We start from the raw sequence: 26,358 nt of genomic DNA, 5'->3' as shown, positions 1-26,358 counted from the left end.
GCTCCATGCATGACGCTTCAGGCCAGCATCCGCGCGGTAACGGACCGCATAGCGGCTCGCAGCCGGGACACGCGCACCCGCTACCTTGCCCGTTTGAGCCAGGCCGCCGAGTCCGGGCCTCGACGCATGGCCCTTGGCTGCGCCAACCAGGCGCATGGCTTCGCGGCCTGCGGCCCGCGCGACAAGCAGATGCTGCGCGACGGCATCGGAGCGAACCTCGCCATCGTGACGGCCTATAACGACATGCTGTCGGCGCATCAGCCTTATGAAACCTATCCCGAGCAGATCCGCGCCATCGCCCGCGGCCTCGGCTCGACAGCCCAGGTGGCGGGCGGCGTGCCGGCCATGTGCGACGGCATCACGCAAGGCGAGGCCGGGATGGAGCTGTCGCTGTTCTCCCGCGAGGTGATCGCGCTTTCGACCGCGGTGGCGCTGTCGCACCAGACCTATGACGCCACCGTCTACCTCGGCATCTGCGACAAGATCGTGCCGGGTCTGGTGATCGGCGCGCTGGCATTCGGCCACCTTCCGGCCGTCTTCGTGCCGGCCGGGCCGATGACCTCCGGCCTGCCCAATGCCGAGAAGGCGCGCATCCGCCAGCTCTACGCCGAGGGCAAGGTCGGCCGCGAGGCGCTGCTTGAGGCGGAAGCGGCCTCCTATCACGGGCCCGGCACCTGCACGTTCTACGGGACGGCCAACACCAATCAGATGATGATGGAGATCATGGGCCTGCACCTGCCGGGCGCCTCCTTCGTCAACCCCAATACGCCGCTGCGCGACGCGCTGACCGCCGAAACGACCAAGCGGGCACTGGCCATCACGGCCCTCGGCAACGATTACACGCCGATCGGCCGCATGCTGGACGAGCGCGCCTTCGTGAACGGCATCGTCGGGCTGCATGCCACGGGCGGTTCGACCAATCACACGCTGCACATCGTGGCCATGGCGGCGGCGGCCGGCATCCAGCTGAGCTGGGACGACTTTTCCGACCTTGCCGAAGCCGTGCCGCTGTTGTGCCGCGTCTACCCCAACGGCCGCGCTGACGTGAACCATTTCCATGCGGCCGGCGGCATGGCGCTGATCATCCGCGAGTTGCTTGGCGCCGGGCTGCTGCACCGCGACGTAACGACGGTGTTCGGCGAAGGGCTCGATGCCTATACGCTCGAGCCCTGCCTCACCTCCGACGGCACGATCACTTGGCGCGAGGGTGCGACCGCCAGCGCCGACACGGCGGTGGTGCGGGGCGCGGCGGCGCCGTTCCACCCGACGGGCGGCCTCAAGGTGCTGGGCGGCGATCTCGGTCGCGCCATCATCAAGACGTCGGCGCTGGCGGCGGAACGGCATGTGATCGAGGCTCCGGCCCGGGTGTTCCACACCCAGGAAGCGCTGCAGGCGGCCTTCAAGGCCGGCGATCTCGCGGGCGATGTCGTGGCGGTGGTGCGGTTCCAGGGACCCAAGGCCAACGGCATGCCGGAATTGCACAAGCTGATGCCGCCGCTCGGCGTCCTGCAGGACCGGGGTCACAAGGTGGCGCTCGTCACGGACGGACGCCTGTCGGGCGCCTCCGGCAAGGTGCCGGCCGCCATTCATGTGACGCCCGAGGCCGCCGAAGGCGGCGCTATCGCAAAGGTGCGGGACGGCGACCTGATCCGTGTCGATGCCGTGGCAGGCCTCATCGAGATCCTGGTCGACAACGACGAATGGCAGAGCCGGGATTTGGCGTGGGAGGATATGGCGCCGAGCCATGTGGGCATCGGCCGCGAGCTTTTCGCGCCCTTGCGGGCCGCAGTCGGGGCCGCTGACGCGGGCGCGACGATCTTTCGGTTCTAGCTTAGACCCTTCCCGGGCCTCGCGGCCCGGGAAGGTTGGTCGTCTTACTGACCGTAGATGGTGCGGTCGCCGAACGGCGCCTGCACGACATGGAACGGATACTGCACGGCCTGGCCGACGGCCGCCACCGGCGCGCCGATGAAGGACAGCGGCGAACGCGGATCTGCCGGGAACACGGCGTTGACCACACGGAACGGCAGGGCCACGAGCTCGCCGGCCACATTGAGCGGAGCCGTCACGACGGTGCCGAGACCGTTGTCATAGGGGTTGTAACGCTGGCGCGGCATGACCGTCAGGGGACGACCCTCGAGCGGCGGTGCCATGCCGACCACGACCGGCGGGTTGCCGTAACCGTAGGGCTGGGCGAAGGCAGCCGGTGCAACCGACAGAACCGACACGGTGGCAAGCGCGACGAGCGCCGCACGATTCAGATTCCTCATGGGAAACTCCTCAACGCGAACCGGCACATGTCATCGGTGGACGACGCCGGACGAGCCCGCTAGCTAGGTCGGTAATGAGGCGGCACCGCGGCCAGATCTGGGCAGGCAGGCCGGTTCGGACGCGGGGCAGCTTTGCCTTGGCCGCAGGGAACCAATTGCGTTACCGCTGCAGCGCGACGGAACGCTACGCCCATGGGCCCCTCAGGCGGTCGAAAAAAAGCGGTTCGCAGGCCGCGGCAGACCCAGGTGATCGCGCAGCGTGGTGCCTTCATAGTCACGGCGGAACAGCCCGCGCCGTTGCAACTCCGGCACAACCTTGTCGACCACGTCGTCGAGCCCCTCGGGCAGAAACGGGAACATGACGTTGAACCCGTCGGCCGCTTCCTCGTGCAGCCAGCGTTCCATGGTGTCGGCGATCGTGCGCGGCGTGCCGATCATCTCCAAGGTGCCGAAGGCCCCGCCGACATATTGGGCCAGCTCGCGGACGCTTAGCTGGTCACGCTCGGCCTTGGCGATGAGCCGATCGCGGGCGCTCTTGCTGGCATTCGACTCGGGCAGGTGCTTCGGCAAGGGCGCATCGAGGTCGAAGCGCGACGCGTCGGTGCCGAGCTGCACCGACAAGGACGCCATGCCGCTGTCGGGATGCACCAGACTGTCGAGGTGGCGTTTTTTGGCCTCGGCCTCCGCGACGGTGTCACCCACCACCACGAAGCAGCCCGGCATGATCTTGCAATGGTCGCGGTGGCGTCCGGCCCGCACCATACGGGCCTTCACGTCCGCATAGAAGGTTTTCGCCTCCCCGATGTCGGATTGCGCCGTGAAGATCGCCTCGGCGGTTTCGGCACCGATCTGCCGACCGGCTTCCGACGATCCCGCCTGCACGATCACGGGCCAGCCCTGAACCGGCCGGGCGATGTTGAGCGGGCCCTGCACCTTCAGAAACTCGCCCCGGTGATCCAGGCGATGCAACTTCGTCGGGTCGAAGAAGACGCCGGTCTCCGCGTCATGCGTGAAGGCGTCGTCGGCCCAGGAATCCCACAGGCCCGTCACCACATCGTAGAATTCGCGCGCCCGACGGTACCGGGTGGCATGTTCGACGTGCTCGTCGCGGCCAAAGTTCATGGCTTCGGCCGGATTGCCCGAGGTGACGAGGTTCCAGCCAGCACGGCCCTGGCTGATGTGGTCGAGCGAGGCGAATTTGCGGGCCACATGATAGGGCTCGTTATAGGTGGTCGAGGCCGTGGCGATCAGCCCAAGCCGGCTTGTCACCATGGCGAGCGCCGGCAGCAGCGTCAGCGGGTCGAAGGAGGTCACGGTAGCGCTGCGCTTCAGCGCCTCCATGGGCATGTTCATCACGGCCAGGTGGTCGGCCATGAAGAAGGCGTCGAACTTGCCCCGCTCCAGCGTTTGGGCAAAGCGCACCAGCGCCGGCAGGTTGAAATTCGCATCCACGACGGCGCCGGGATAGCGCCAGGCGGCCGTGTGAATGCTGACAGGCCGCATGAAGGCACCAAGAACGAGCTGACGCGCGGGCATGAGAATCCATCCGGCCAAGGAACGTCTCCCATCGTACCTATGCGGGCTTGTTTTGGCGAGCCGCCGGACAGCATGGCCCGCGTCGCTTCCGATGCGTTAACCTTAAGAGATCACTCTAGCCGCAGGGCCTGAGCGCCTGTGATCAGACGGAGGCCGGCCATGGCTGGGTGGACGATGGGCGCCGCATCCCTACCCTCGACCCATGTGTTCGTGACGGCGGCCTATGGGCGCCGGCAGAAGACTGTGGCGGTGCCGCGCTGGGCCGCCATGATGGCGGCCTCGGCGATGGCGGTCGCCGCCGTGTGGTTGCTGGGCTGCACCGCCTATGTGATCGGCCACGACAGCCTCCTGGCAGCCGCAATGCGGCACGAGCGCGACCTGCAATACGGCTATGAGGATCGTATCGTGGCGCTGCAGCGCCAACTGGACCGCTCCACCAGCCTAAAAAGCCAGCTGGAGCGCACCGTCAGCACGCGCCTCGATAGCTTATCGGCTCAGGAAAGCGACCTTCATCGCCAGGCTGCGGTCCTTACCAGCCTTGCCGAGGCCGTCCGGCATCTCGCGCCACGCGCCGGCGACACGGCCCGGGCGGAGGCAACGCCAGCCGCGCAGGGCGCGACCGCGTCGAGGGCACCCTCGGGGAGCCTTGAGGCCGCGCGCGACCCGTCAGGCGACAGCCCTGCGCTACGCCTTGCGACGCTGACGACGGCCTTGTCCCGGGTCGATGACGACCAGCAGACTGCCCTTCTCCGCCTTCAGGGCGTCGCGGCGTCGCGTTTGAGCCGATTGAGGGCCGCCCTCGGCACGGCGGGGCTGACGATGGCACGCTTCGCGCCAGCCAGTGACGCCGCTGTCGGGGGCCCGTTCGTGCCGCTCGCTGCCTCGACGATCGCATCGCCTTTCGAGCGCGCTTCGTTGATGCTGAAGGGCACGCTCGATCAGGCCGAACGGCTCAAGGCCGCCGTGGACCACACGCCCTTCGAAAAACCCCTCGAGGGCACGCCGGAGGTGACGTCGCCGTTCGGAGCTCGCACCGATCCGTTCCTCGGTCGCTTAGCGCTGCATACCGGGATCGACCTGCGGGAGGACGCCGGCACGACCGTCCTGGCCACGGCTGCCGGACGCGTGAGCTTCGCGGGCACCGCCAGCGGCTACGGCAACATGGTCGAGATCGATCACGGCTCGGGGCTCTCGACACGCTATGCACATCTATCGGCCATTACGGTTGCGGTCGGCACGCCCATCACGGCCGGTGACGGCATCGGCCGGGTCGGCGCGACCGGCCGCGCCACGGGCCCCCACCTTCATTACGAAACGCGCATCGATGGAGAGCCCGTCGATCCCGTGCGGTTCCTGAACGCCGGGCGGACCCTCGCCGAAGGCGATGCGCCCTGAGGTAAGGCGACGTTCCAAAAAGGTCACAGCCGGCGCATTTTAGCCGACGGGAAAAGAAACCATCCGGACAAGTTCGTTCTGGGCCTTAGACAAATGAAAAGCCGCCCAGGGCACGATCGGGCAGGTTGAGGCGGACAGAACATTCAATGGCACAGGCCAAGACATTTCCCATCCTCGTCGTGGCGCTGCTTGGCACTGCCTTGTCGGCCTGCTCGACCACGGCAGAGCGCATCCCCTACACGCCCGCCGAAGCCGCCAAGGCCGAGGTCCCCAACATGGGCAACATCCGCTTTTCCGGCGACGCTCCAGCGGCGGTGTTCGACCGGTTCCGTCAGCAGGTGGTTCAACAAGCCACGGCCCGACATGAAAGCGTCAGCTATCTGGCGCTTTCGGGTGGTGGCGGCAACGGCGCCTTCGGGGCCGGGTTCCTGCGCGGCCTTTCGGAAGCGGGGCATCGGCCCAACTTCACCATCGTGTCCGGCGTCAGCACCGGCGCCTTGATGGCGCCCTTCGTGTTCCTGGGCCCGGATTACGACGCGACCCTGCAGGATCTCTACACGTCGGGCTTCGCTTCGACGCTCGTCAAGGACGTCAACGTCCTGAACGGGTTGTTCGGCAACTCGCTCGTCGACAGCGACAAGCTGGGCCGCCTCATCGCCCGCTACATCGACGATGGCATCCTGCAGAAGGTCGCGGCAGAACACCGCAGAGGCCGGCGCTTGTTGATCGTCACCACCAACCTCGATGCCCAGCGCTCCGAGATCTGGGACATGGGCGCGATCGCCTCGAGCGGCGCGCCGAACGCCCTCGCGCTGTTCCGGCAGGTCATGGCGGCCTCGGCCTCGGTGCCGGGCTTGTTTCCGCCCCGTCGCATCGAGGTCACAGCGTCGGGCCAGTCGTTCCAGGAATTGCACGTGGATGGCGGCACGCTGCGCCAGATCTATGTGGCGCCGGACGAAACCATCTATGGGGAAAGCGGCAAAAACGGCAGCACGGGCATCAAGGACCTGTACATCCTGGTGAACAACAAGGTCGACCCGACCTTCGACGTCGTTCCGGATGCGACCCTGCAGGTCGGCGCCCGATCGCTGGCCACCATTCTGAAGCGCGAAGGACGCAACAACGTCATGAGCGCTTATGCTTATGCCAAACGCAACGGCATCGGCTACCACGTTGCCTATATCGACGCCGCGATCCCAGACCTGCCGCCAAGCCGCGCCGAGGAAGAGTTCGGCAAAACCTACATGAGCTATGTGTACGACATGGGGAAGCAACGCGGTCGCGAGGCACAGCCCTGGAGCGCAACGCCGCCCCTCACCCATTCGCCTGTCTTGTCTCCGGATGCACCCAGCGGCAGTTCACCACCGGAATCGGCTGCCACGACCCTGGCCAAGACAGCTGCGACGGGCGGCTGAAGACAGGCATCGGCCTTTGATCAGCGTCGAACGGGGCCACCACGCGCCCCGTTGCGCCTCACTGACCGAAGGCCCAACCCGACACGAAGATGATGACCACCAGAATACCGAGCCCCACCATTACGGGGAGCGCAAAGCCAGATCCTTCCAATCCACTCATCCTGTTCTAGCCTCCCAAGTAACGCTGCCTTGGCACGATCCGAGGACGGAACTCGCTTTGCGGTTGTGTTTTTAGACGCACAAGCTGACTTCAAAATCTTCGTGACGCAAGAAGGGAACGCAACCGAAACGTGCGCACAAGCCGGTCCACCCGCAGTTGAAGCCTAAAGACGGATCGATGTGATCTCAAACACTCACTATTCCGGTGGTAGGACCCACAAAGCGGGATGAGCTGAGGCACAACGCCTGTCTTCCCAGGTGAACACCAAGGCGTCGCCTCATCTTCCACCATCCGAATCAATCGACGTCTTCGATGTCCGCCTTGCGCCCGGTCAGGCGCTGCGCCAGCGATGCCTGAATGAAGGCGTCGATGTCGCCGTCGAGGACATCGCCCGGCGTGCCCGAGGTGGCGCCGGTGCGCAGGTCCTTCACGAGTTGATAGGGCTGCAGCACATAGGATCGGATCTGGTGCCCCCAGCCGATCTCGGTCTTCGAGGCCGCGTCCGCATTTGCGGCGGCTTCCCGCTTTTCGAGCTCCATCTCGTAAAGGCGGGCGCGCAACATGTTCCAGGCGGTAGCCCGGTTCTTATGCTGGGAGCGTTCGCCCTGGCACGCCACGACGATTCCCGACGGATGGTGGGTGATGCGGACCGCCGAATCCGTCGTGTTGATGTGCTGGCCGCCGGCGCCCGAGGCGCGGAACGTGTCGATACGGCAATCCGATTCGTTGACGTCGACGTTGATCTTGTCGTCCACCACCGGATAGACCCACGCCGAAGCGAAGCTCGTGTGGCGCCGCGCGTTCGAGTCGAACGGCGAGATCCGGACCAGGCGATGCACGCCGGATTCCGTCTTCAACATGCCATAAGCGTTGTGGCCCTTGACCAGCAGCGTGGCGGATTTGATGCCCGCCTCCTCGCCTGCCGTCTCGTCCATGATCTCGACCTTGAAGTCGCTCCGCTCCGCCCATCGGCTGTACATGCGGAACAGCATGCGGGCCCAGTCCTGGCTTTCCGTGCCGCCAGCACCGGAATGCACCTCGAGATAGGTGTCGTTGCCATCCGCCTCGCCGGACAACAGCGCCGCCACCTGGAGCCGGTCGGTTTCGGCCTTGAGGACCCGCAGCATGGAGACGCCTTCGTCCTCGACGCCCGCATCGCCTTCAGCCTCGGCCAGCTCGATCAGTTCGGTCGCATCGGTCAGCTCGCGTTCGATCTTGCCGACGGCGCCGAGGCTGTCCTCAAGCTCGGTGCGCTCGCGCATCAGCTTTTGGGCAAGCTCCGGGTTGTTCCAGAAGGTCGGATCCTCCGACTTCGCATTCAGTTCCGCGAGGCGTCGCGTCGCCGTATCGACGTCAAAGATGCCTCCTCAGCAGTCCTGCGGACTGCTCGATGTCTGCGATCAGTTGCAACGCTTCGGCGCGCATGGATCCTTGCTCGCGTTGATGGGCTGGGCGACGCGGGAGCGCGTCACGCGCCGGACCCTATGGAGTTCGGGACGCGATGTCGAGGTTAGGCGCATCGCGCGGCGTCGATCGACTTGGGTCTAGCCAGCGTCGCACAACATCATCGGTAAGCATGGCTGCTATCTGCGGCGTCCGGACGGCATTGCACCGTGACAATGGGTGCCGGGCTCGGCTAAAGGAGTTTTAATACTTCGGCTGGCGGACTTGCCGGCTTTTTTGTCGGAAAACCTCGAAGAGGAGCGCAGTTTGGCGGATTCCAAGACCATTCTTGTCACGGGTGGGGCCGGGTTCATCGGCTCGGCGCTGGTGCGCCGCATCATCGAGGCTACGTCCCATCGCGTGATCGTGGTCGATGCTCTGACCTATGCGGGCAACCTCGATTCCCTGGCTCCGGTCTCGCAGTCCAACCGCTACAGCTTCGAGAAGGCCGACATCGCCGACGAGCCTCATATGGACGCCCTGATGCAGGCCCACCGGCCCGACATCATCATGAATCTCGCGGCCGAAAGCCATGTGGACCGGTCGATCGACGGCCCCGGCGCCTTCTTGCAAACCAACATCATGGGCACGTTCAGCCTGCTGCAGGCGGCGCTGCGCCATTGGCGCGGGCTCGACGATCAGGCCAAGGCGGCATTCCGCTTCCACCACATCTCGACCGACGAGGTGTTCGGCTCGCTCGGCCCGACCGGCGCCTTTTCGGAAACCACGCCCTACCAGCCGAACTCGCCCTATTCGGCCTCGAAGGCCGGCTCCGACCACCTCGTCCGCGCCTGGCACCACACCTACGGCATGCCGACGCTGCTGACCAACTGCTCCAACAACTACGGGCCGTACCACTTTCCCGAGAAGCTGATCCCGCTCGTCATCCTGAACGCGCTCGAGGGCAAGCCGCTGCCGGTTTATGGCAAAGGCGACAACATCCGCGACTGGCTGTTCGTCGACGACCATGCCCGGGCGCTGTTGCTCGTGGTCGAGAAGGGCACGCCCGGCGAAAGCTACAACGTCGGCGGTCGCAACGAGCGCAAGAACATCGACGTGGTGCGCCAGATCTGCACTCTGCTCGATGAGATGGCGCCCGACGCTGCGATCGGCCGCCGCGAAGATCTCATCACCTTCGTGACCGACCGCCCCGGCCACGACGGCCGTTATGCCATCGACGCAACCCGCATCGAGACCGAGCTCGGCTGGAAGGCCGAAGAAAACTTCGACACCGGCTTGCGCAAGACGGTACGCTGGTACCTCGATAACAAGGCTTGGTGGGAGCGCGTGCGCTCGGGCGGCTACCGGGGCGAGCGCCTCGGGCTCGACGCGAAGGAGCCTGGTTGAGCCATGGAGATCGTCCGCACCGCCATTCCGGATGTCGTGATCGTCACCCCGAAGCGTTTCGGGGACGACCGCGGCTTTTTCTCGGAAGTCTTCAACGCCCAGGCCTTTACCGAGGCGCTCGGCCTCTTCACCTTTGTGCAGGACAATCATTCCCTGTCGGCGACGCCCGGCACGGTGCGCGGCCTGCATTACCAGACGGAGCCCGCCGCCCAAGGCAAGCTGGTGCGCTGCGCCAAGGGGCGCATCCTCGATGTGGCGGTCGACATCCGTCGTTCGTCTCCGACCTTCGGCCAGCACGTGGCGGTCGAGCTGTCGGCTGAGAACTGGAGCCAGCTCTGGGTGCCGCCGGGCTTCGCACACGGGTTCTGCACCCTTGTGCCGGATTGCGAGGTGCTTTACAAAGTCACGCACCTGTATTCCCCCGCCAACGATTGCGGCATCGCCTGGGACGACCCGGATCTCGGGATCGCTTGGCCGGTCGCGCCCGGCGGCGCGACGCTCTCGGTCAAGGACGGCAAGCACCCGCGCCTCAAGGACCAGCCGCATGTTTTCGCCTGAGGCGGCCGATCCCGAGCTGATCCGCGTCGTCGTCACCGGACGCGACGGCCAGGTCGTGCGCGCCTTGATGGAGCGCGGGCCCGCCGGCATGGCGGATGTGGTCGCGCTCGGCCGCCCGAGCCTCGACCTCGCCGATCCGGCCGGGGTGGCGGCCGTGCTGGCCGAAGCCATGCCGGACGTTATCGTCAACGCGGCCGCCTATACGGGCGTCGACAAGGCGGAGCAGGAACCCGAGCAGGCCTGGGCCGTGAACGCAGCCGGCGCCAAGGCGGTGGCCGAGGCGGCGGCGTCCCTCGGGGTGCCGGTGATCCAGATCTCCACCGACTATGTCTTCGACGGCAGCCTCGACAGGCCCTACCGAGAAGACGACCCCACGGCGCCGCTCGGCATCTATGGGCAGTCGAAGCGCGCCGGCGAGGAAGCGGTGGCGGCCGCCACAGCCAACCACGCCATCCTGCGCACCGCCTGGGTCTACAGCCCGTTCGGGGCCAATTTCGTCAAGACGATGCTGCGGGTCGCGGCCGGCCGCGACGCGCTCGGCGTCGTCGGCGACCAGATCGGTTGCCCGACGTCGGCGCTCGACATGGCGGATGCGATCCTGCGGGTCGCCCGCAACCTCGTCGAGCGCCCCGACCCGGCCCTGCGCGGCACCTTCCACATGAGCGGCTCCGGCGAAACCAGCTGGGCCGCCTTTGCGGAAGCGATCTTCCAAGCGTCGCGGAATGCCGGGGGCCCGACGGCCCGAGTCAACCCCATCACCACCGCAGACTATCCCACGCCGGCCCGACGGCCGGCCAATTCGCGGCTCGACTGCACCAAGCTCGCGCGCCTGCACGGCGCCGCCCTGCCGCCCTGGCAGGACGCGGTCGAGCGCTGCGTCATCCGCCTTGTGAAGGACTCCACTCCATGAAGGGCATCATCCTGGCCGGCGGCAGCGGCACGCGCCTGCATCCGATGACCTTGACGGTCTCGAAGCAGCTGCTGCCCGTCTACGACAAGCCGATGGTTTATTACCCTCTGTCAACCTTGATGCTGGCCGGCATCCGCGAGATTCTGGTGATCTCCACCCCGGACGACCTGCCCCGCTTCCGGCAGTTGCTCGGCACGGGTGAGAAATGGGGCGTGCGCTTCGAATATGTGGTGCAACCCAAGCCCGAGGGGCTGGCGCAGGCCTATATCCTGGGCGCCGACTTCGTCGGCACCGACGATTCCATGCTGGTGCTCGGTGACAACATCTTCTACGGCCACGGCCTGCCGGACCTGCTGGCCAACGCCTGCAAGACCCTGCAGGGCGCCAGCGTTTTCGGCTATCACGTCACCGATCCCGAACGCTATGGCGTGGTCGAGTTCGACGGTGAGGGCCGCGCCATCTCGATCGAGGAAAAGCCCCCGCAGCCGCGCTCGAACTGGGCCGTCACGGGCCTCTACCTGTACGACGCCGAGGTTGTAAAGATCGCCGCCGACCTGAAGCCCTCGCCGCGCGGCGAGCTCGAGATTACCGACGTCAACAAGGTCTATCTCGAACGCGGCAAGCTCAGCGTCACCCGCATGGGCCGCGGCTTCGCCTGGCTCGATACCGGCACGCCCGACAGCCTGACGGAGGCCAGTTCCTTCGTGCAGGCGCTCGAGCACCGGCAAGGCTTCAAGATCGCCTGCCCCGAGGAGATCGCCTTCGAGAAGGGCTGGATCGACGCGGCACAGTTGCGCACGCTCGGCAAGGCCCTCGGCAAGAGCACCTACGGCCAGTACCTCCTACGCATCGCCGACACGCCCGGCTTCTGAGCCGGCGTCACGATGGCCGGCCGGGACCGCGCCGACACCACGGCGTCCCGCCGGCCTTGAGCCTGCCCCGCGAAGGCGCTACCCCGCTCCTGAATCATCCAGGAGAAGCGCCCCGATGCGGACCGACCAAGGCCAGCCAATCCTCCTCAGCGACTACCGGCCGCCCGACCACCTGATCGAGACGGTCGAGCTCGACATCGTCCTGCACCGCACCGCGACCCGGGTCCGCTCGCGCCTGCGCATCCGGCCCAACCCGGCCGGGCGTGCCGACGCGCCGCTGCGGCTCGACGGCGACGGGCTTGTGCCCCATGCGGTCTGGCTCGAGGGTACCGCCCTGCCGGTGACGGCCGACCTCGTGACGCCGGACCGATTGATGCTGGCCACGCCGCCGCGCCACGCCTTCACGCTCGAGGTCGAGACGCTGCTCGACCCCTCGGCCAATACCCAGCTGATGGGCCTTTACCGGTCCGGCTCGGCCTATTGCACGCAATGCGAGGCCGAGGGGTTCCGGCGCATCACCTATATGCTCGACCGGCCGGATGTCCTGGCGGTCTATACCACCCGGATCGAGGCCGACCGGCGGGATGCGCCCGTGCTGCTCGGCAACGGCAATTGCATCGAGGCCGGCCCCTGCCCTGACCCCGACCGGCATTATGCCGTCTGGCACGACCCGTTTCCAAAGCCCTGCTACCTGTTCGCGCTCGTTGGCGGTGCTCTCGACTGCCTGTCCGACAGCTTCACCACGGCGAGCGGCCGCATCGTGGAACTCGGCATCTACGTCGAGCCCGGCAAGACCGCCCAGGCCGTCTATGCGATGGACGCCCTGAAGCGCTCCATGCGCTGGGACGAGACGGCGTTCGGGCGCGAATACGACCTCGACGTCTTCAACATCGTGGCGGTGTCCGACTTCAACATGGGCGCCATGGAGAACAAGGGCCTCAACGTCTTCAACGACAAATACATTCTCGCTTCGCCCCGCACCGCCACCGATGGCGATTACGCCGGCATCGAAACGGTGATCGCGCACGAATATTTCCACAACTGGACCGGCAACCGCATCACCTGCCGCGACTGGTTCCAGCTGTGCCTGAAGGAAGGCCTGACGGTGTTCCGCGACCAGGAGTTTTCGGCCGACGAACGCTCCAGGGCCGTCAAGCGCATCGCCGACGTCCGCACGCTGCGGCTGCGCCAGTTCACCGAGGATGCCGGGCCCCTGGCCCATAACGTGCGGCCGAACCGCTACGTCGAGATCAACAATTTCTATACGGCGACCATCTATGAGAAAGGCGCCGAGATTATCCGCATGCTGCGGCACCTGATCGGCCGCACCGCTTTCGATCAGGGCATGACGCTGTATTTCGATCGTCACGACGGCACCGCCGCCACGATCGAACACTTCCTCAGCTGTTTCGCCGAAGCGTCGGGCCGCGATCTCACGGCCTTTGGGCGCTGGTACGATCAGGCCGGCACACCCGAGCTCCGGGTCTCAACCCAGTTCGATGCCGCCTCGAACAGTTTGGTGATCGATCTCGCCCAGATCACGGCGCCGACGCCGGGGCAACCCTCGAAGGGACCGATGGTGATCCCGATCGACTTCGGGCTTGTGGACCGGAACGGAGCGCCGGTCCGTCTCGACGGCATCACGGCCGACGGGCTGAGCGAGGCCGAGTTGCGCAGCGGCGTCATCGCTTTCGACACGCCCCAACGACGCATCGTGCTGCGGGGCCTCGACCATCCGGTGGTCCCGTCGCTGTTGCGGGGCTTCTCGGCGCCGGTGCGTTTGGTGACGGACCTGTCGGAAGCGGATCTCGCGACGTTGCTGGCCCATGACAGCGACAGTTTCAACCGCTGGCAGGCGGCCCAGACGCTTGCGACCCGTGTCCTGCTCGACGACACAGCGCGCATGCGACGCGGCGAAGCCGCGGCCCCGCTGCCGCCATCCCTGACGGCGGCCTTCGCGGCGGTGCTCGACGACCCGCAGGCCGATCCCGCTTTCGTGGCCCAGGTTCTGACCCTGCCGGGCGAAGCCGACCTCGCGCGCGACCTCGGGCAGGACGTCGACCCCGATGCCCTGCATGCCGCGCGCGAGGCCATGCGGCTCGGCCTCGGCCGCGCTCTTGGCAACAGCCTGCGGCGGCATGCAGCGGCCCCCGAGACCGCGGCGCCCTATTCACCTGCGTCCGCGGATGCCGGGCGGCGCGCCCTGCGCAACACCGCCCTGTCGCTGCTGGCGGCGGGTGCGCCCGAGGAAGGGCAGGCCCTGGCCGAGGCACGTTTCGCCGCGGCCGATAACATGACCGACCAACTCGCGGCCCTGGCGACCGCCTGCCTGGTGCCTGGACCGGGCCGGGAAGACATGTTGGCGCGCTTCCACGCATCGTTCGCGGACGAGCCGCTCGTCACCGACAAATGGCTCGCCTTGCAGGCGTCGATCCCGGAGCCGGGAACGCTCGACCGGGTGCGCCACTTGATGACGCATCCGGCTTTCTCGATGGGCACGCCCAACCGGATCTATGCGCTGATCGGCGGCTTCGCGGCCAACCAATCGCAGTTCAATCGTCGCGATGGCGCGGGCTACGCCTTCCTGGCCGAGATCGTGCTGGTGCTCGACGGCAAGAACCCACAGGTGGCGGCGCGCATGCTGAACGCGTTCCGCTTGTGGCGCACCATGGAGAGCACGCGCAGGACCCTGGCCGAGGCCGCCTTGCGGCGCATCACCCAGCAGACCTCCTTGTCGACCGATGTTGGCGACATCCTGACCCGGCTGCTCGCCAACTGACCGCCCGGTCTCCGGCTCACGAAGATGTGAGTCCCCTACGACACACTCTTGCCGAACCGGAACACCGGTCGCCGAAACCCCGAATCGGCGACCGGGAAACCTGGACAAAGCCTTAAAGCGGGACTCATATAGGCTCGATTCGAGGCTCGATGCGGCACATTGGCCTCGCTTCATCAGATGCAGGAGGCCGGTTGATGGCGCGTGCGAACGTGGCCTGTGGTTCTGCACGCGCGGGCTCCATGCAAGGGCTGGTCCGCAGCTTGCAGCCAGGAGCACAGGCCGGTCGCATCGCGACCATGGCGCCGAGGGCCGGCCGTCTCGTTCCCGCGGCGGCGTTGTTCTTCGTGCTCGCCTTTGCGATCGCATCCTTCGTGCAGATGATGCAGGCGCGCGAACGCACCAAGGCGGACGGGTTCGGCGATATGGAACTTATCGCCACCCTGGTGGCGAACGATCTCAACGCCGCCATCACGCAAGCGCCGGACCTCGACATCGCCGATACGCTGCAGCGCCATCTGCCATCGCGCACCCTGGCGGCCGGCCGACAGATCCTGGTGTCGGACCCCGCCGGCGCCATCGTGGCGGCGCTGCCGCCGCTCACCGGGCGCGAAACCCTGCCCGAGGCGCTCGGTCCCACCCAGGCCCTGACGATCTTCGCCGACAAGGCCGGCGTCATGCAGGTGACCCTGCCGGACGGCACCGAGGCGCTGGCCACGGTGCGGAGCCTGCACGGTCGTTTCGGCCAGGTGGCGCTGATCGACCCGATGTCGGGCCTGCTCGGCGACTGGTGGTCGGCCTCCTGCCGCACCATGACGCTGATCGCGGCCGCCGCCCTGATCCTGATGGGTCTCGCGGCCGCCTATTCCTGGCAGGCCCGGCAGGCCATGGCGGCCGAGGCGATCCATTCCCGCGTGCATGGCCGCATCGACACGGCCTTGAACCAGGGGCGCTGCGGCCTTTGGGACTGGGACCTCGCGCGCGGTCGCATCTATTGGTCGGAATCGATGTACGCCATCCTGGGCCTCAAGCCCGATTCCGAGTTCATCTCGTTTGGCGACCTCCTCGACCGGCTGCACCCCGACGACCGGGCGCTGCTCGATGTCGACAGCCTGTTGTCGAGCCACGTTCCGGATGTTCTCGACCATTCGTTCCGCCTGCTCAATGGCCAGGGCCTGTGGACGTGGCTGCGCATCCGCGCCGTTATCAAGCGCGACGAGGCCAAGCAGTCGCCGCATCTCGTCGGCATCGCGATCGACATCAGCGACGAAAAGCGCCAGGCCGAACAGACCCGCACCGCCAACGAACGGCTCAGCGAGGCCGTCGAGGGGCTGTCTGAGGCCTTCGTGCTGTGGGATGCCGACAACCGTCTCGTCACCTACAATTCGCGTTTCCTCAACCTGCACGCGCTCGAACCCCACCTCGCGCAGCCCGGCATGCTTTACAGCGAGATCATCGACCACTCGACGCCGCCCCCGGTGCGCGCCGCGATGCCCGGGCCCGACCGCACCGTGTCGGAGGGAAGCTCCTATGTGGCGCAGCTGGCTGACGGTCGCTGGTTGCAGATCAACGAGCGCCGCACCCGCGACGGCGGCTATGTGTCGGTCGGTACCGACATCACGGCGCTGAAGCGCCATGAAGAACAACTGATGGATTCCGAGCGACGCCTAATGGCCATGGTGGCGGACCTACGCCGCTCCCGTCAGACGCTCGAGCGGCAGGCGCTGCAGCTGACCGATCTGGCGCAGCGCCACGCCGAAAAGCAGCGCGAGGCGGAAGGCGCCAACCGCGCCAAATCCGAGTTCCTGGCCAACATGAGCCACGAGCTGCGGACGCCGCTGAACGCCATCATCGGCTTTGCGGAGATGATGAGCCAGCAGGTGCTCGGTCCCCTCGGCTCGACCCGCTACGTCGATTACGCGGTCGACATCCACGACAGTGGCCGGCGTCTGCTTGGCGTCATTTCGGACGTGCTGGAAATGTCCCGGCTCGAGGCCGGCCGGGTGGATCTCGATTATTCCTTGTTCGCCGTGAAGGGCGTCCTCGAAGACGCCATCAACCGCCACCGCGACAGCGCATCGGCGCGCGGTGTGTCGCTGACGCTCGAGGCGGATTCCGGCATCCTGGTTCGGGCCGATCGAATGGCGCTGAGCAAGGTGGTCCACAACCTGCTGGTCAATGCGATCCGGTTCACGCCCTCGCAGGGGCGGATCGTGGCCCGGGCCAGCTTGGCCGAACATGGCGTCGCGCTGGTGGTGGAGGACAATGGTGTCGGCATCGCACCGGCGGCCCTGACACGCCTGGGTCGCCCCTTCGAGCAGCCGGGTGCCACCCTGGTCGATGGCATGAAGGGGTCCGGCCTCGGTCTGGCGATCGTGCGTTCGATCATGGAGCTGCATGGCGGCGCGCTGTCGATCCAGTCGACGGTGGGCCACGGCACCAGCGTCACCGCCTCGATCCCGTCGGCCTTGCCGATCCGGAACGAGGTTCCCCATCAGAATTCGGCCGCCGCCTGATCGATCAGGCGGCGCCGCCCGGGCGCGCCGCCGCGATCCGGTCCATCAACATTTTGGCGGTCCAGGGCTTCGGCAGGAAGTCGATGCTGGTCGGCAGGCCGGCCATCACGTCGTCCCTGGTGCAGCCGGACGTCACCAGCACGAACTTTTCCGGCCAGCGCCGCGCAAAATCAGCTGCGAAATCGAGACCGTCGCACTCGCCCGGCACATTGACGTCGGCCAGAAGGGCGACGATGTTCTCGGCCCCCTGGTTGGCGTAGAGCGCCGCCGCATCGGCATTGCTGAAATCGACCACCTCGAAACCGGAGCGTTCGAGCGCGTCGACGGCCAGCAGGCGGTTCATCGGGTCGTCCTCGACCACGAGCACGATTGTCCTTGGCATGTGAGGCCTCCGATGTGTGCACGCAACGCGCGTCGCTGACCTTCGTTCCGCGCACCCGTAAACCTGGCGCTCACCGCGCCGAGGGATCGTCCGCCGAGACGCTTGTCAGGGCGGAAACATCGGCCCTATCTTCGAGCGCGGCGCAGGCTGCCGCAAAGGACAACTGGATGAGCGACTTGAAGATCGTTCCGGATGAAGCTGCGCCCCCTCGCGCCGCCCTCCCGGTTCCGGCCAGCGAGGCGACGTTCACGCGCCGCGACCTCGACCTGATCAAGCGCGACCTGATCACGGTGCGGAAGGACTACCACGACATCCGCAACAACCTCGTGGTGCTGACGCACCAGCACAGTTCGGCGCCGACCCGGTCGTTTTTCCTGCTGTTCGGCCTGCTGTGGCTTCTGGTGCTGACCGCTCTGCTGTTGTTCCAGCCTCAATTGGCCCGAGCCGGCGCGCAAATCCTTGCGCTTCTGACGCATGGCTCCGCCCCGTAGGCGAAGGCTACTCGGTCGCCGAGGCGTTGGAACAAAAAAAGAGCCGCCCGAAGGCGGCCCAAGTCTAGGGAGGAAACGCCCAAAAGGGCAGTGACGCCGGAGCGCCACACCACAGTCTAGTCGCGGGAGCTACGAAAACACAAATGATGTTTTTGCATAGCTGGGCATCCCTCCTGGCCGAAAACACAGCAGCGGCGTGCCGGTCTCTTCCCGCCCGGGCAGCTTTGGCATGACGATGGCGGCCCTGGTGCTGCTGGCGCTCGCCACCGGCATCTTCATCGCGGCGGCCACGACCGCAAAGGCCTGGGCCCTGTCGCCGGGGCTTGGCCTGCTGGTGCTGACGCTCGCTCTTTATTCCACCGGCAACCTCGTCATGCTGCGCCTGATCCGGCGTCTCGGCATGGCGACGGCCTTCAGCCTGTCGGCCGTGTTCCAACTCGTGGCCGTCAGCCTTGTGGGCGTGCTGGTTTACGGCGAGCGCATGTCGATCCTGCAAGGGGCCGGCGTGGTACTGGCGATCGTCGCCACGGTTCTGATCAGCTTCGCCCCAGCGATGCCATGAAGCGGCTTGGCAACCGTTCGGCCTAGCCCCGCGTTCACCCGGCATAGCTTCAGGGTGTGATCGGTGGTGCCATGAACCAAACGCGAAAAGCCGCCTGGGCTGCCGGCATGGCGCTCTGTTGTCTGGCCGTCCCTGCGGCCGCGCAGGACGGTCATCATCGTGGCGCGCGGCTGGTGGCACAACCGACCGCGCCGATGCCCGCATATCGCGGCCTGACCGTGACCCGTCCTCCGGTCGTCCCGCGGGACGATGAGGAAATTTACCAGGACGGGCCGACGCGCTACAACAACATCCGTGATTTCTCGCCGTCGCCCTATGTGACGAGCGGCGTGCAGTTTCCCTACGGCCTCGATGGCGTCGGCGGCTACGGCAACGACCTTGGGCCGAGCGGCGGGGACGATACGGCGCTTTACGACCGGGGGTCCGTCAACCGCTGGTAGAACGCGAAAAAGCGGCGGGCCTGTCTTTGGACCCGCCGCTTGCACCTGTCCGCACGTGTCTCGCGGGCGATCAGGTGAGTTCCTTGGTCAGAGCCCGGCCAGATACTGGGTGGGGTCGACAGGGGTTGAGCCCTTGCGGAGCTCGAAGTGTAGCTGGGGTGACGACACGTTGCCGGACTGGCCCGACTTGGCGATCTGCTGGCCGCGCTTGACCGTTTCGCCGCGCTTCACGTCGATTTCGCCATTGTTGGCATAGGCCGACACATAGCCGTTGGGGTGGCGGATCAGCACGAGATTGCCGTAGCCCTTGAGCTCGCTCCCCGCATAGGCCACGACGCCACCTTCGGCCGCCTTCACGGCCGTGCCTTCCGGCACCGCAATGTTGATGCCGTCGTTGCCGCCCGAACCGCCCTTGAAGCCCTGGATGATGCGGCCCCGTGCCGGCCAGCGGAATTCCGGGTTGTTCTCGGCCGTAGCCGCAGGAGCGGCGCTTGGCGCAGGAGCGGGATCGACGGCCGGGGCTGCCGCAGGCGCCACCGGGACGGCGGCCGCCGCCGTGGCGACCTTCATGGCCTTCGCGGCAGGGACCGGAGCCGCGACCGGCTCAGCCTTGGCAACCTGAGGCGCCGTTGCCGCAACGGCGGCCTTGCCGACGGGGAGCTTACCCAAGGGGTGCGGCTGCAGCGATGCGGTCGTGACCGGCGTCGACTTGGCCGCAACGGTCTTGCTGGACGATGGCTGACCCGATGCCTTGGAGACCGGCGTGGTTTCGGCCATGTTCTTGGCGGCGCGCGGCGTTGCGACGGCCGCCACATGGGTGGTCGGCGTGGTGGCCCGGGCCGGCACCGCTTCGGCTTTCCGCACCGGCGCGCTGGCCTGAGGGGCGGCTTCCGTCATGCGGGGCGCCACGGCCTCGCGGCCTGATGCTGTATAAATCGGAATGGTGATCTGCGTGCCGGGACGCACCTCGGCGGCACTGTGCAGGCCATTGACCTGCAGCAGCGCGGTCGTGGGCACACCATAGCGCTTGCCGATGATCTCGGCGGATTCGCCATCCGCGACCTGGATCGGCGTGCCGCCGGCCGACGACCAGCCGCCGAACGAGGCCCCGCTGGCCATACGGGTCGGGCCGCGATCGATCGACCCTGTGGTTTCGCTCGACACCGGCGCCCGGAACGCGGGTCGCGACGGGGCCAGCGAGGCCACCGACACGGCGCTTGGAGCCAGGGCCGTGCTGGTCACCGGCGGCATGCGACCGGCCGGGATCACGTCACGGGCCGCCACATGCCGGCGCTGCGCCATCGGGGCGTCGTTCGAGGCCGACGAGAACGGATTGCCGAAGGGGTCGCCGAGGCGCGTCGCATCGGCCGAGCAGCCGCTCATCAGGGCCGCCAGAGCACCGGCTGCGCAAACATTCAGCGCAACGCGGTGTCGACCGGTCAACAATACCTTACTCATCGGATCCGCACCCGCACCAGAACCCTTGCATGGATTGAAGTAAACAGGGGCCCGGTTAAGGGACGGTTTAAGATGAATCGATTTTCGCAAAGTCGACGCAACAGGGCCGAACGTGTAAACAAGTCGTTTACGGTTGGACACCCGAAGCCGCCACCACGCCTGGGCGCAGCGGGGCGAGACGGGCCGGCCCAAGCACCACCTGACGCAGGATGCCGTCGGTTTGCCGCTCACCGCGCACCAGGACCTGATCGCCAGGGCGGGGACCGGTCGCGTCCCGCCGCGCGTAAAGGATCGTCCCCGCGGGCGCCACGCTGGCCCAAAGTCGCGGCGGCAGGGGATCGACGCTGCCAACCAGCAGGATGCGATCGTAGAGGCCGTCGTGATCGGCCGCGAGGCCGTCGGCACAGATGAGCGCGATATTGCTGAGGCCCATCCGATCGAACCGCGACCGCGCCGCCGTCACCAGGGAAGGCAGGCGCTCGAACCCCACCACACTGGCGACGAGGCCCGACAACACGGCCGTCAGGTACCCGGCCCCCACACCCACCACGGCGACGCGGTGGTGGGCCGCCAAACGCGCCCCCACCAGCATGCGCGCCACGAAGAACGGCTCGGGCACGCTCTGGCCCCGCTCGGCCGGCAGGTCGATGGGCTTGAGCGCCAGATCCGCATAGCGTTCGGCCACGAAACCCGCGCGTGGCACCGCCTCAATGGCCCGCAGCACCGCGAGGTCGCGGATGCCCCGTTCGCGCAAGCCCAGCAGAAAGGCCGCCCGGGCCTCGAAGGCGGGGAGCGTCGCGGCCGTAGGCGCCGCCGCGTCATCGGGGCCCTGGCTCAGGCGAAGCCCTGTGCCAGGGCCTTGCGGCTGGCTTCGTCGGTCAGGTCGAGCCGCAGCGGCGTCACGGAGATCTTCTTCTCGGCCAGGGCATAAAGGTCGGTGCCTTCGGCCGGCACGTGCTTGCCCTTGGCGAAAGCCACCCAGTAATACGGGTTGCCGCGACCATCCTCGCGCGCCTCGACGCGCATCAGTTCGGTGTCGCGCTTGCCCTGCCGGGTCACGGCGACCCCCTGCACGGCGTCGGCCGGACAATCGGGGAAGTTGATGTTCACCAGGGTTTCGCGCGGCAGGCGCTGATCGAGAACCTTGCGGATCACCGCCGCCGCATGGGCTTCGGCGCAGCCCCAATGGATGTTCTTACGGCCCGACTCGGGCCCATAGGCCTGGCTCAGCGCGATCGACGGCACGCCCAGCAACGTCCCCTCCATGGCGGCCGCGATAGTCCCCGAATAGGTCACGTCTTCGGCGACGTTCTGACCCCGATTGATGCCGGACAACACGAGGTCGGGCCGCCGGTCGGCCAGGATCGAGCGGAGGCCCATGATGACGCAATCGGTCGGGGTACCCTTGATGGCATAACGCGCGTCGCCGAGTTCACGCAGCCGCAACGGATCGTTCAGCGACAAGGAATGCGCGACGCCCGACTGATCGGTTTCGGGCGCCACCACGATGACGTCGTTGCTGATCGCACGCGCGATGCGTTCCAGCACCGCGAGGCCAGGCGCATGAATGCCGTCGTCATTGGTGATGAGGATGCGCATGGAAACTCCCGTCAGGCCGGCCGGATGGCGTCGAGCCCGCCCATATAGGGCCGGAGCGGCTCCGGGACCGTGACGGAGCCGTCGGCGTTCTGGTAATTTTCAAGCACCGCCACCAGCGTGCGGCCGACCGCGAGACCGGAGCCATTCAGCGTGTGGAGGTAGCGGGTCGACTTGGCGCCTGTGGGACGGTAGCGCGCGTCCATGCGACGGGCCTGGAAGTCGCCGCAGACCGAGCAGGATGAGATTTCGCGGTAGCGTCCCTGCCCTGGCAGCCAGACCTCGAGGTCGTAGGTCTTCTGCGCTCCGAACCCCATGTCGCCGCTGCACAGCAGCATCACCCTGTAGGGCAGCCCAAGCGCCTTCAGCACGGCCTCGGCGCAGCCGGTCATGCGTTCATGCTCGGCCGCGGACGTCTCGGGCGTGGTGATGGACACCATCTCGACCTTGGAAAACTGGTGCTGGCGGATCATGCCGCGCGTGTCGCGGCCGGCCGAACCGGCTTCCGACCGGAAGCACGGCGTCAAAGCGGTGAAGCGCAGCGGCAGCACCGCTTCCTCGACGATTCCCTCGCGCACCAGATTGGTCAGCGGCACTTCGGCGGTCGGGATCAGCCAGAATTCATTGCCGACGCGGAACAGGTCGTCCTTGAACTTCGGCAGCTGGTTGGTGCCGAAGGCGGCGGCATCGCGCACCAGCAACGGCGGGTTCACCTCGAGATAGCCGTGCTGGTCGGTCTGCAGGTCCAGCATAAACTGGCCGATGGCGCGCTCGAGCCGTGCCAGCGCGCCCTTCAACACCACGAAGCGGGAGCCAGACAATCGGGACGCGGCCTCGAAGTCCATCAGGCCGAGCGCCTCGCCGATGGTGAAATGCTCTTGGGGGGCGAACGCGCCGAACTCACGCGGCGCACCGACACGGCGCAGCTCGACGTTGTCGTGCTCGTCGCGGCCGGCCGGCACGTCGGCCAGCGGTGTGTTTGGGATCTCCGACAAGGCCTGATGCAGGGCCGCGACGCCCTCGCGTTCGGCGGCCTCGAGCGCCGGCGCCTCGGCCTTCAAGGCCGCGACCTCGGCCTTCAGGCGCTCGGCCTCTGCCATGTCCTTGCGGCCCATCGCCTGGCCGATGGCCTTGGCGGCCTGGTTGCGCCGCTCCTGCGAGGCTTGCGACGCCGCGATGGCGGCCCGTCGCCGGTCATCAAGGCCGATCAGCGTATCGGCCAGGGGGGGCAGACCCCGCGACGCGCGGCCGGCATCGAAGGCCGCCGCGGCGTCGCGTATCCACCGGATGTCGTACATGAGCTGAAAGCCTTGCGGATTGGCCCGCTCAGGTCGACGGGGAGGCCGCCTTGCGCGCGCGTCGCTTCTCGATCATGGCCACAGCCACGACGGCGCCTTCGTAGAGAAGCAGCATGGGCAGCGCAAGCGCCAGCATCGAGATCGCATCGGGCGGCGTCAGCACGGCTGAAACCACGGCGACGAGCACGATCGCATAACGGCGCTTGGCCCTGAGAAACGCCACATCGACGACGCCGATCTGGCCGAGCAGGGTCAGGATCACCGGTAGCTGAAACGCCACCCCAAAGGCGAAGATCAGCGACTCAATGAGAGACAGATATTCGCTGACCTTGGGCAGCAGCTCGATCGTCGCCTCGCCGGGCTGGCCGAGCTGCTGCATCGACACCGAGAAGCGGATCAACATTGGCAGCACGACGAAATACACCAGCGCGCCGCCGGCCACGAAAAACACGGGCGTCGCCACCAGATAAGGCACGAAAGCCTTCTTCTCGTGCCGGTAAAGGCCTGGCGCCACGAACATGTAGATCTGGCTGGCGATAACCGGAAAGGCGATCACGGCGGCCCCGAACATCGACAGCTTCATGTTGGTGAAGAACTGTTCGAGGAAATGGGTGGCGATCAGCTTGGCGTTGGCGGCCCCGACCACATCCACGAAGGGATAGATCAGGATGTTGTAGAGATGCCGGGAAAAATAGAAGCAGAACACGAAAGCGACCAGAAAGGCCGCAACTGCCTTGATGAGCCGCGAGCGCAGTTCGACCAGATGTTCGAGGAGGGGCGCCTTGCTGGCCTCGATGGCATCGGCGTCGGCCTGGGTGGTGCTCATCGGCTCAGCGCCTCGTGCGGCATGGTTCTGCGAGCCCGGACCAAGCGCTGCCGCGTGGCGATCGCCTGACCGGTCAGGTCGGCCGTGCGCTCGCTGTTCATACGGGCGAAGCGGCTGCGATGCGGCTTGACGAACAGCTTGCGCTTGCGCCTGTCGTCCAGCGGCGCGGGTGTGGCCACGGGCGTGTCCTCCCCGGCCACGGGGGCGATCCCCTCGGCCAGCAGCGTCGGTTCCGCGGCGGCATCGGCTTCGGCTTCGGCCAGCATAGCCTCGGGAACGGCCGGCAGATCGAAATGCGAGGCTGGCGACACAACGGCAGCGTCGGTATCGACGCTGCCGATCGCACTCTCGACCGTGGTCTTCAAACTCGACACTTCGGCCTGGATGTCAGCCACGGGATTGAAGTGGCTGGTCTTCTCCAGGTCCTTCAGTTCGCGGCGGATGTCCTCGATCTCGGCATCCTTGATGGCGTCCATGAACTGGCCCTGGAACTCCGCCGACATGCGGCGGAGCTTGCCCACGGCCTGCCCGATCTGCCGCATCACGCGCGGCAGTTCCTTCGGACCGATCACGATCAAAGCCAGGACGGCGACGATCAGCAGCTTGCTGGTATCGATGTCGAACATGGGGTCGCGAACGGCACCGGGTCAGATGGACGGAGAAAAGCCGGTTGCGGCGGGGATCGCCGAACCGGCTCGAGACTGGAACCGCCTGGACTGCAGGCCGATCAACCGACGCGGCGGCTATCCACCGGAGCGTCGACCGGTGCGGTGCGGTGATCGATGGTGCGCAGCGGGTCGGCCGGACGGGTGGTGTCCACCGGCGTCACGCGGGGCGCCTCGGCCACATCGTCGTCGGCCATGCCCTTCTTGAAGGATTTGATGCCTTTGGCGAAGTCACCCATGATGTCGGAGACCTTGCCCTTGCCACCGAACAGCAGCAGCAGGATGCCGCCGACGATGATCCAGTGCCACATGCTCATGCCGCCCATGACAGCCACTCCATGCAATCGTGCCTGACGCGTTCCGAGCGTCCTTCTGGCTTAGACCGTAGGCGCTGACCTCGGCAAAAACAAGATCGCGGCTCCTGTGCCCACCGGCGATTGCGTTTGCACCCGGGTGGCGGTGCTTATGTCTCACCCGATCCCGTCATTGCGAGCGGAGCCAAGCGATCCAGGACCCAGCGCCGCCTGGATTGCCGCGGCAACTGCGTTGCCTCGCAAGGACGGCAGGAGGTTTCTCGGTCTCGGTGTCTCCTCTGACGGACCGCGCATCAATTCTTACAGCCGATACTTGATCTGGTCGGTCCAGAAACGCTCGAGCCGTGCCAGCGACACATTGAGGGCCTGGAACTCTTCGAGGCTGATGCCGCCGATCTGCTCCACCGTCATGACGTGCTTCTCGTACAAGGCCGCCACGATGTCATGCACCTCCTTGCCCTTCTCGGTCAGGCTGATGCGCACGGAACGGCGGTCGATCCGCGAGCGGGCGTGGTGCAGGAAGCCGAGCTCGACGAGCTTCTTGACGTTGTAGGAAACGTTGGAGCCGAGGTAATAGCCCCGGGTGCGCAACTCGCCCGCCGTCAGCTCCTTGTCGCCGATGTTGTAGAGCAGCAGCGCCTGCACCGAGTTGATGTCGCTGCGGGTCTTGCGGTCGAACTCGTCCTTGATGACGTCGAGCAGGCGGCGATGCAGCCGCTCCACCATGGTGAGGCATTCGAGATAAACCGGGCGCACGTCCTTGACGCGGCTCGAGCGGCTTGTGGCGTCCGGTGCGATCTTGGCTGCGGTGTTCATGGCGGGCCTTCCGGGTCGGGGAGCGCCTGCATCATGCGGCGCCTGTCATGGGAAGACCCTACCCACGCCTCGTGAATGCGGCTCTAAAAAATAGAATGAATGCGTTTTTTACGAGATGTCCACAGCGCAAGGTAAACCAACACTGTCAAATCGAGGGCTTAGCCGGCCCACTTGACCGTTCATGGCTTGGCAACCTTGCCGCTTTCCACAGCCTTCATCATCGCAACACTTGCAGGACCGAATCAATACTCCGCGGCGACGTTGCGGGCCCGCTGGCTCCGCCGCGGCCATGGCTCAGCGCGCCAGCATCAC

24 protein-coding genes are annotated in these 26,358 nt (G+C 66.7%); 12 read left to right on the top strand and 12 right to left on the bottom strand.

Translation table 11 applies throughout. The features are described 5' to 3' along the window. Window positions 1-9 precede the first annotated feature (9 nt). Window positions 10-1,830 carry a phosphogluconate dehydratase gene (gene edd, locus P7D22_RS04230; RefSeq protein WP_319932967.1) on the top strand — a complete coding sequence of 607 codons (1,821 nt, stop codon included), beginning with the start codon at window positions 10-12 and terminating at the stop codon, window positions 1,828-1,830. Window positions 1,831-1,874: 44 nt separating this feature from the next. Here edd and P7D22_RS04225 read toward each other — a convergent pair whose 3' ends face one another. Then, window positions 1,875-2,270, bottom strand: coding sequence for a hypothetical protein (locus P7D22_RS04225; protein ID WP_319932966.1), 396 nt, complete (start codon window positions 2,268-2,270; stop codon window positions 1,875-1,877). 201 nt (window positions 2,271-2,471) lie between these two features. After that, window positions 2,472-3,806, bottom strand: a complete 1,335-nt coding sequence (locus P7D22_RS04220; protein ID WP_319932965.1) for an LLM class flavin-dependent oxidoreductase — start codon at window positions 3,804-3,806, stop codon at window positions 2,472-2,474. 159 nt (window positions 3,807-3,965) lie between these two features. Between P7D22_RS04220 and P7D22_RS04215 the strand changes: the two genes are divergently transcribed. Next, window positions 3,966-5,201, top strand: coding sequence for a M23 family metallopeptidase (locus P7D22_RS04215; protein WP_319932964.1), 1,236 nt, complete (start codon window positions 3,966-3,968; stop codon window positions 5,199-5,201). Between the two features lie 146 nt (window positions 5,202-5,347). Continuing rightward, entirely contained in the window at window positions 5,348-6,616 is a 1,269-nt protein-coding gene (locus P7D22_RS04210; protein ID WP_319932963.1) for a patatin-like phospholipase family protein, read from the top strand. A gap of 456 nt (window positions 6,617-7,072) precedes the next feature. On the opposite strand, the gene prfB is transcribed toward P7D22_RS04210, so the two are convergent. Next, window positions 7,073-8,201, bottom strand: a protein-coding gene (gene prfB, locus P7D22_RS04205) for a peptide chain release factor 2 (RefSeq protein WP_319932962.1) whose coding sequence is annotated in 2 segments (ribosomal slippage) — window positions 7,073-8,131 and window positions 8,133-8,201 — 1,128 coding nt in all. Because the reading frame shifts where the segments join, the coding sequence is not laid out codon by codon here. Between the two features lie 285 nt (window positions 8,202-8,486). On the opposite strand from prfB, the gene rfbB reads away from it, so the two are divergent. The 6 genes from rfbB to P7D22_RS04175 all read left to right on the top strand — a co-directional run bounded on the left by rfbB (window position 8,487) and on the right by P7D22_RS04175 (window position 17,198). After that, the gene (rfbB, locus tag P7D22_RS04200; protein WP_319932961.1) at window positions 8,487-9,566 is read left to right on the top strand and encodes a dTDP-glucose 4,6-dehydratase; all 1,080 of its coding nucleotides are present in this window, start codon (window positions 8,487-8,489) and stop codon (window positions 9,564-9,566) included. Window positions 9,567-9,569: 3 nt separating this feature from the next. Further along, on the top strand, window positions 9,570-10,124 hold the full coding sequence (gene rfbC, locus P7D22_RS04195; RefSeq protein ID WP_319932960.1) for a dTDP-4-dehydrorhamnose 3,5-epimerase: 555 nt from the start codon (window positions 9,570-9,572) through the stop codon (window positions 10,122-10,124). 19 nt (window positions 10,125-10,143) lie between these two features. Beyond that, window positions 10,144-11,034, top strand: coding sequence for a dTDP-4-dehydrorhamnose reductase (gene rfbD, locus P7D22_RS04190; RefSeq protein WP_319933046.1), 891 nt, complete (start codon window positions 10,144-10,146; stop codon window positions 11,032-11,034). Beyond that, window positions 11,031-11,906 (top strand): glucose-1-phosphate thymidylyltransferase RfbA, encoded by an 876-nt coding sequence (gene rfbA / locus P7D22_RS04185; protein WP_319932959.1) that lies wholly within the window; start codon window positions 11,031-11,033, stop codon window positions 11,904-11,906. Before rfbD ends, rfbA begins: the two co-directional genes overlap by 4 nt. Before the next feature lie 115 nt (window positions 11,907-12,021). After that, entirely contained in the window at window positions 12,022-14,685 is a 2,664-nt protein-coding gene (gene pepN / locus P7D22_RS04180) for an aminopeptidase N (protein WP_319932958.1), read from the top strand. Between the two features lie 194 nt (window positions 14,686-14,879). After that, a complete protein-coding gene (locus tag P7D22_RS04175) occupies window positions 14,880-17,198 on the top strand; it encodes a sensor histidine kinase (RefSeq protein WP_319932957.1) in 2,319 nt (772 codons plus the stop codon). Between the two features lie 4 nt (window positions 17,199-17,202). On the opposite strand, the gene P7D22_RS04170 is transcribed toward P7D22_RS04175, so the two are convergent. Beyond that, window positions 17,203-17,580, bottom strand: a complete 378-nt coding sequence (locus tag P7D22_RS04170) for a response regulator (protein ID WP_319932956.1) — start codon at window positions 17,578-17,580, stop codon at window positions 17,203-17,205. Window positions 17,581-17,747: 167 nt separating this feature from the next. Between P7D22_RS04170 and P7D22_RS04165 the strand changes: the two genes are divergently transcribed. From P7D22_RS04165 to P7D22_RS04155, 3 genes are all read left to right on the top strand, one after another. Then, window positions 17,748-18,071 (top strand): hypothetical protein, encoded by a 324-nt coding sequence (locus P7D22_RS04165; RefSeq protein WP_319932955.1) that lies wholly within the window; start codon window positions 17,748-17,750, stop codon window positions 18,069-18,071. Window positions 18,072-18,300: 229 nt separating this feature from the next. Then, the gene (locus tag P7D22_RS04160; protein WP_319932954.1) at window positions 18,301-18,633 is read left to right on the top strand and encodes a hypothetical protein; all 333 of its coding nucleotides are present in this window, start codon (window positions 18,301-18,303) and stop codon (window positions 18,631-18,633) included. Window positions 18,634-18,704: 71 nt separating this feature from the next. After that, window positions 18,705-19,073 (top strand): hypothetical protein, encoded by a 369-nt coding sequence (locus P7D22_RS04155; RefSeq protein WP_319932953.1) that lies wholly within the window; start codon window positions 18,705-18,707, stop codon window positions 19,071-19,073. 87 nt (window positions 19,074-19,160) lie between these two features. On the opposite strand, the gene P7D22_RS04150 is transcribed toward P7D22_RS04155, so the two are convergent. From P7D22_RS04150 to ldtR, 8 genes are all read right to left on the bottom strand, one after another. Then, window positions 19,161-20,531 carry a peptidoglycan DD-metalloendopeptidase family protein gene (locus tag P7D22_RS04150; protein WP_319932952.1) on the bottom strand — a complete coding sequence of 457 codons (1,371 nt, stop codon included), beginning with the start codon at window positions 20,529-20,531 and terminating at the stop codon, window positions 19,161-19,163. A gap of 127 nt (window positions 20,532-20,658) precedes the next feature. Next, on the bottom strand, window positions 20,659-21,285 hold the full coding sequence (locus P7D22_RS04145) for a protein-L-isoaspartate O-methyltransferase family protein (RefSeq protein ID WP_319932951.1): 627 nt from the start codon (window positions 21,283-21,285) through the stop codon (window positions 20,659-20,661). An 80-nt stretch (window positions 21,286-21,365) separates the two neighbouring features. Beyond that, window positions 21,366-22,130: a 5'/3'-nucleotidase SurE gene (gene surE / locus P7D22_RS04140; RefSeq protein WP_319932950.1), complete on the bottom strand. Its 765-nt coding sequence runs from the start codon at window positions 22,128-22,130 to the stop codon at window positions 21,366-21,368. An 11-nt stretch (window positions 22,131-22,141) separates the two neighbouring features. Next, window positions 22,142-23,425, bottom strand: a complete 1,284-nt coding sequence (gene serS, locus P7D22_RS04135; RefSeq protein WP_319932949.1) for a serine--tRNA ligase — start codon at window positions 23,423-23,425, stop codon at window positions 22,142-22,144. 28 nt (window positions 23,426-23,453) lie between these two features. Continuing rightward, entirely contained in the window at window positions 23,454-24,251 is a 798-nt protein-coding gene (gene tatC / locus P7D22_RS04130) for a twin-arginine translocase subunit TatC (RefSeq protein ID WP_319932948.1), read from the bottom strand. After that, complete coding sequence (tatB, locus tag P7D22_RS04125; RefSeq protein ID WP_319932947.1) at window positions 24,248-24,877, bottom strand: Sec-independent protein translocase protein TatB; 630 nt, start codon at window positions 24,875-24,877, stop codon at window positions 24,248-24,250. Before tatB ends, tatC begins: the two co-directional genes overlap by 4 nt. Window positions 24,878-24,978: 101 nt before the next feature. After that, window positions 24,979-25,242, bottom strand: coding sequence for a twin-arginine translocase TatA/TatE family subunit (locus P7D22_RS04120; protein ID WP_319932946.1), 264 nt, complete (start codon window positions 25,240-25,242; stop codon window positions 24,979-24,981). 288 nt (window positions 25,243-25,530) lie between these two features. After that, window positions 25,531-26,046: a transcriptional regulator LdtR gene (gene ldtR / locus P7D22_RS04115; protein WP_319932945.1), complete on the bottom strand. Its 516-nt coding sequence runs from the start codon at window positions 26,044-26,046 to the stop codon at window positions 25,531-25,533. Window positions 26,047-26,358 lie beyond the last annotated feature (312 nt).

The sequence above is a fragment of the Lichenihabitans sp. Uapishka_5 genome (assembly GCF_033947565.1).
In the GTDB taxonomy this organism is placed as follows: domain Bacteria; phylum Pseudomonadota; class Alphaproteobacteria; order Rhizobiales; family Beijerinckiaceae; genus Lichenihabitans.
The sequence above is the reverse complement of the archived record's forward strand: the minus strand, read 5'-3'. Positions and strand labels throughout refer to the sequence as shown.

Excerpts from the sequence above, each read along its gene's own strand:
- edd (WP_319932967.1), top strand. The coding sequence starts at position 10 with ATGACGCTTCAGGCCAGCATCCGCGCGGTAACGGACCGCATAGCGGCT.
- P7D22_RS04225 (WP_319932966.1), bottom strand. The coding sequence starts at position 2,270 with ATGAGGAATCTGAATCGTGCGGCGCTCGTCGCGCTTGCCACCGTGTCG.
- P7D22_RS04220 (WP_319932965.1), bottom strand. The coding sequence starts at position 3,806 with ATGCCCGCGCGTCAGCTCGTTCTTGGTGCCTTCATGCGGCCTGTCAGC.
- P7D22_RS04215 (WP_319932964.1), top strand. The coding sequence starts at position 3,966 with ATGGCTGGGTGGACGATGGGCGCCGCATCCCTACCCTCGACCCATGTG.
- P7D22_RS04210 (WP_319932963.1), top strand. The coding sequence starts at position 5,348 with ATGGCACAGGCCAAGACATTTCCCATCCTCGTCGTGGCGCTGCTTGGC.
- rfbC (WP_319932960.1), top strand. The coding sequence starts at position 9,570 with ATGGAGATCGTCCGCACCGCCATTCCGGATGTCGTGATCGTCACCCCG.
- rfbA (WP_319932959.1), top strand. The coding sequence starts at position 11,031 with ATGAAGGGCATCATCCTGGCCGGCGGCAGCGGCACGCGCCTGCATCCG.
- pepN (WP_319932958.1), top strand. The coding sequence starts at position 12,022 with ATGCGGACCGACCAAGGCCAGCCAATCCTCCTCAGCGACTACCGGCCG.
- P7D22_RS04175 (WP_319932957.1), top strand. The coding sequence starts at position 14,880 with ATGGCGCGTGCGAACGTGGCCTGTGGTTCTGCACGCGCGGGCTCCATG.
- P7D22_RS04170 (WP_319932956.1), bottom strand. The coding sequence starts at position 17,580 with ATGCCAAGGACAATCGTGCTCGTGGTCGAGGACGACCCGATGAACCGC.
- P7D22_RS04165 (WP_319932955.1), top strand. The coding sequence starts at position 17,748 with ATGAGCGACTTGAAGATCGTTCCGGATGAAGCTGCGCCCCCTCGCGCC.
- P7D22_RS04160 (WP_319932954.1), top strand. The coding sequence starts at position 18,301 with ATGACGATGGCGGCCCTGGTGCTGCTGGCGCTCGCCACCGGCATCTTC.
- P7D22_RS04155 (WP_319932953.1), top strand. The coding sequence starts at position 18,705 with ATGAACCAAACGCGAAAAGCCGCCTGGGCTGCCGGCATGGCGCTCTGT.
- P7D22_RS04150 (WP_319932952.1), bottom strand. The coding sequence starts at position 20,531 with ATGAGTAAGGTATTGTTGACCGGTCGACACCGCGTTGCGCTGAATGTT.
- surE (WP_319932950.1), bottom strand. The coding sequence starts at position 22,130 with ATGCGCATCCTCATCACCAATGACGACGGCATTCATGCGCCTGGCCTC.
- serS (WP_319932949.1), bottom strand. The coding sequence starts at position 23,425 with ATGTACGACATCCGGTGGATACGCGACGCCGCGGCGGCCTTCGATGCC.
- tatC (WP_319932948.1), bottom strand. The coding sequence starts at position 24,251 with ATGAGCACCACCCAGGCCGACGCCGATGCCATCGAGGCCAGCAAGGCG.
- tatB (WP_319932947.1), bottom strand. The coding sequence starts at position 24,877 with ATGTTCGACATCGATACCAGCAAGCTGCTGATCGTCGCCGTCCTGGCT.
- P7D22_RS04120 (WP_319932946.1), bottom strand. The coding sequence starts at position 25,242 with ATGGGCGGCATGAGCATGTGGCACTGGATCATCGTCGGCGGCATCCTG.
- ldtR (WP_319932945.1), bottom strand. The coding sequence starts at position 26,046 with ATGAACACCGCAGCCAAGATCGCACCGGACGCCACAAGCCGCTCGAGC.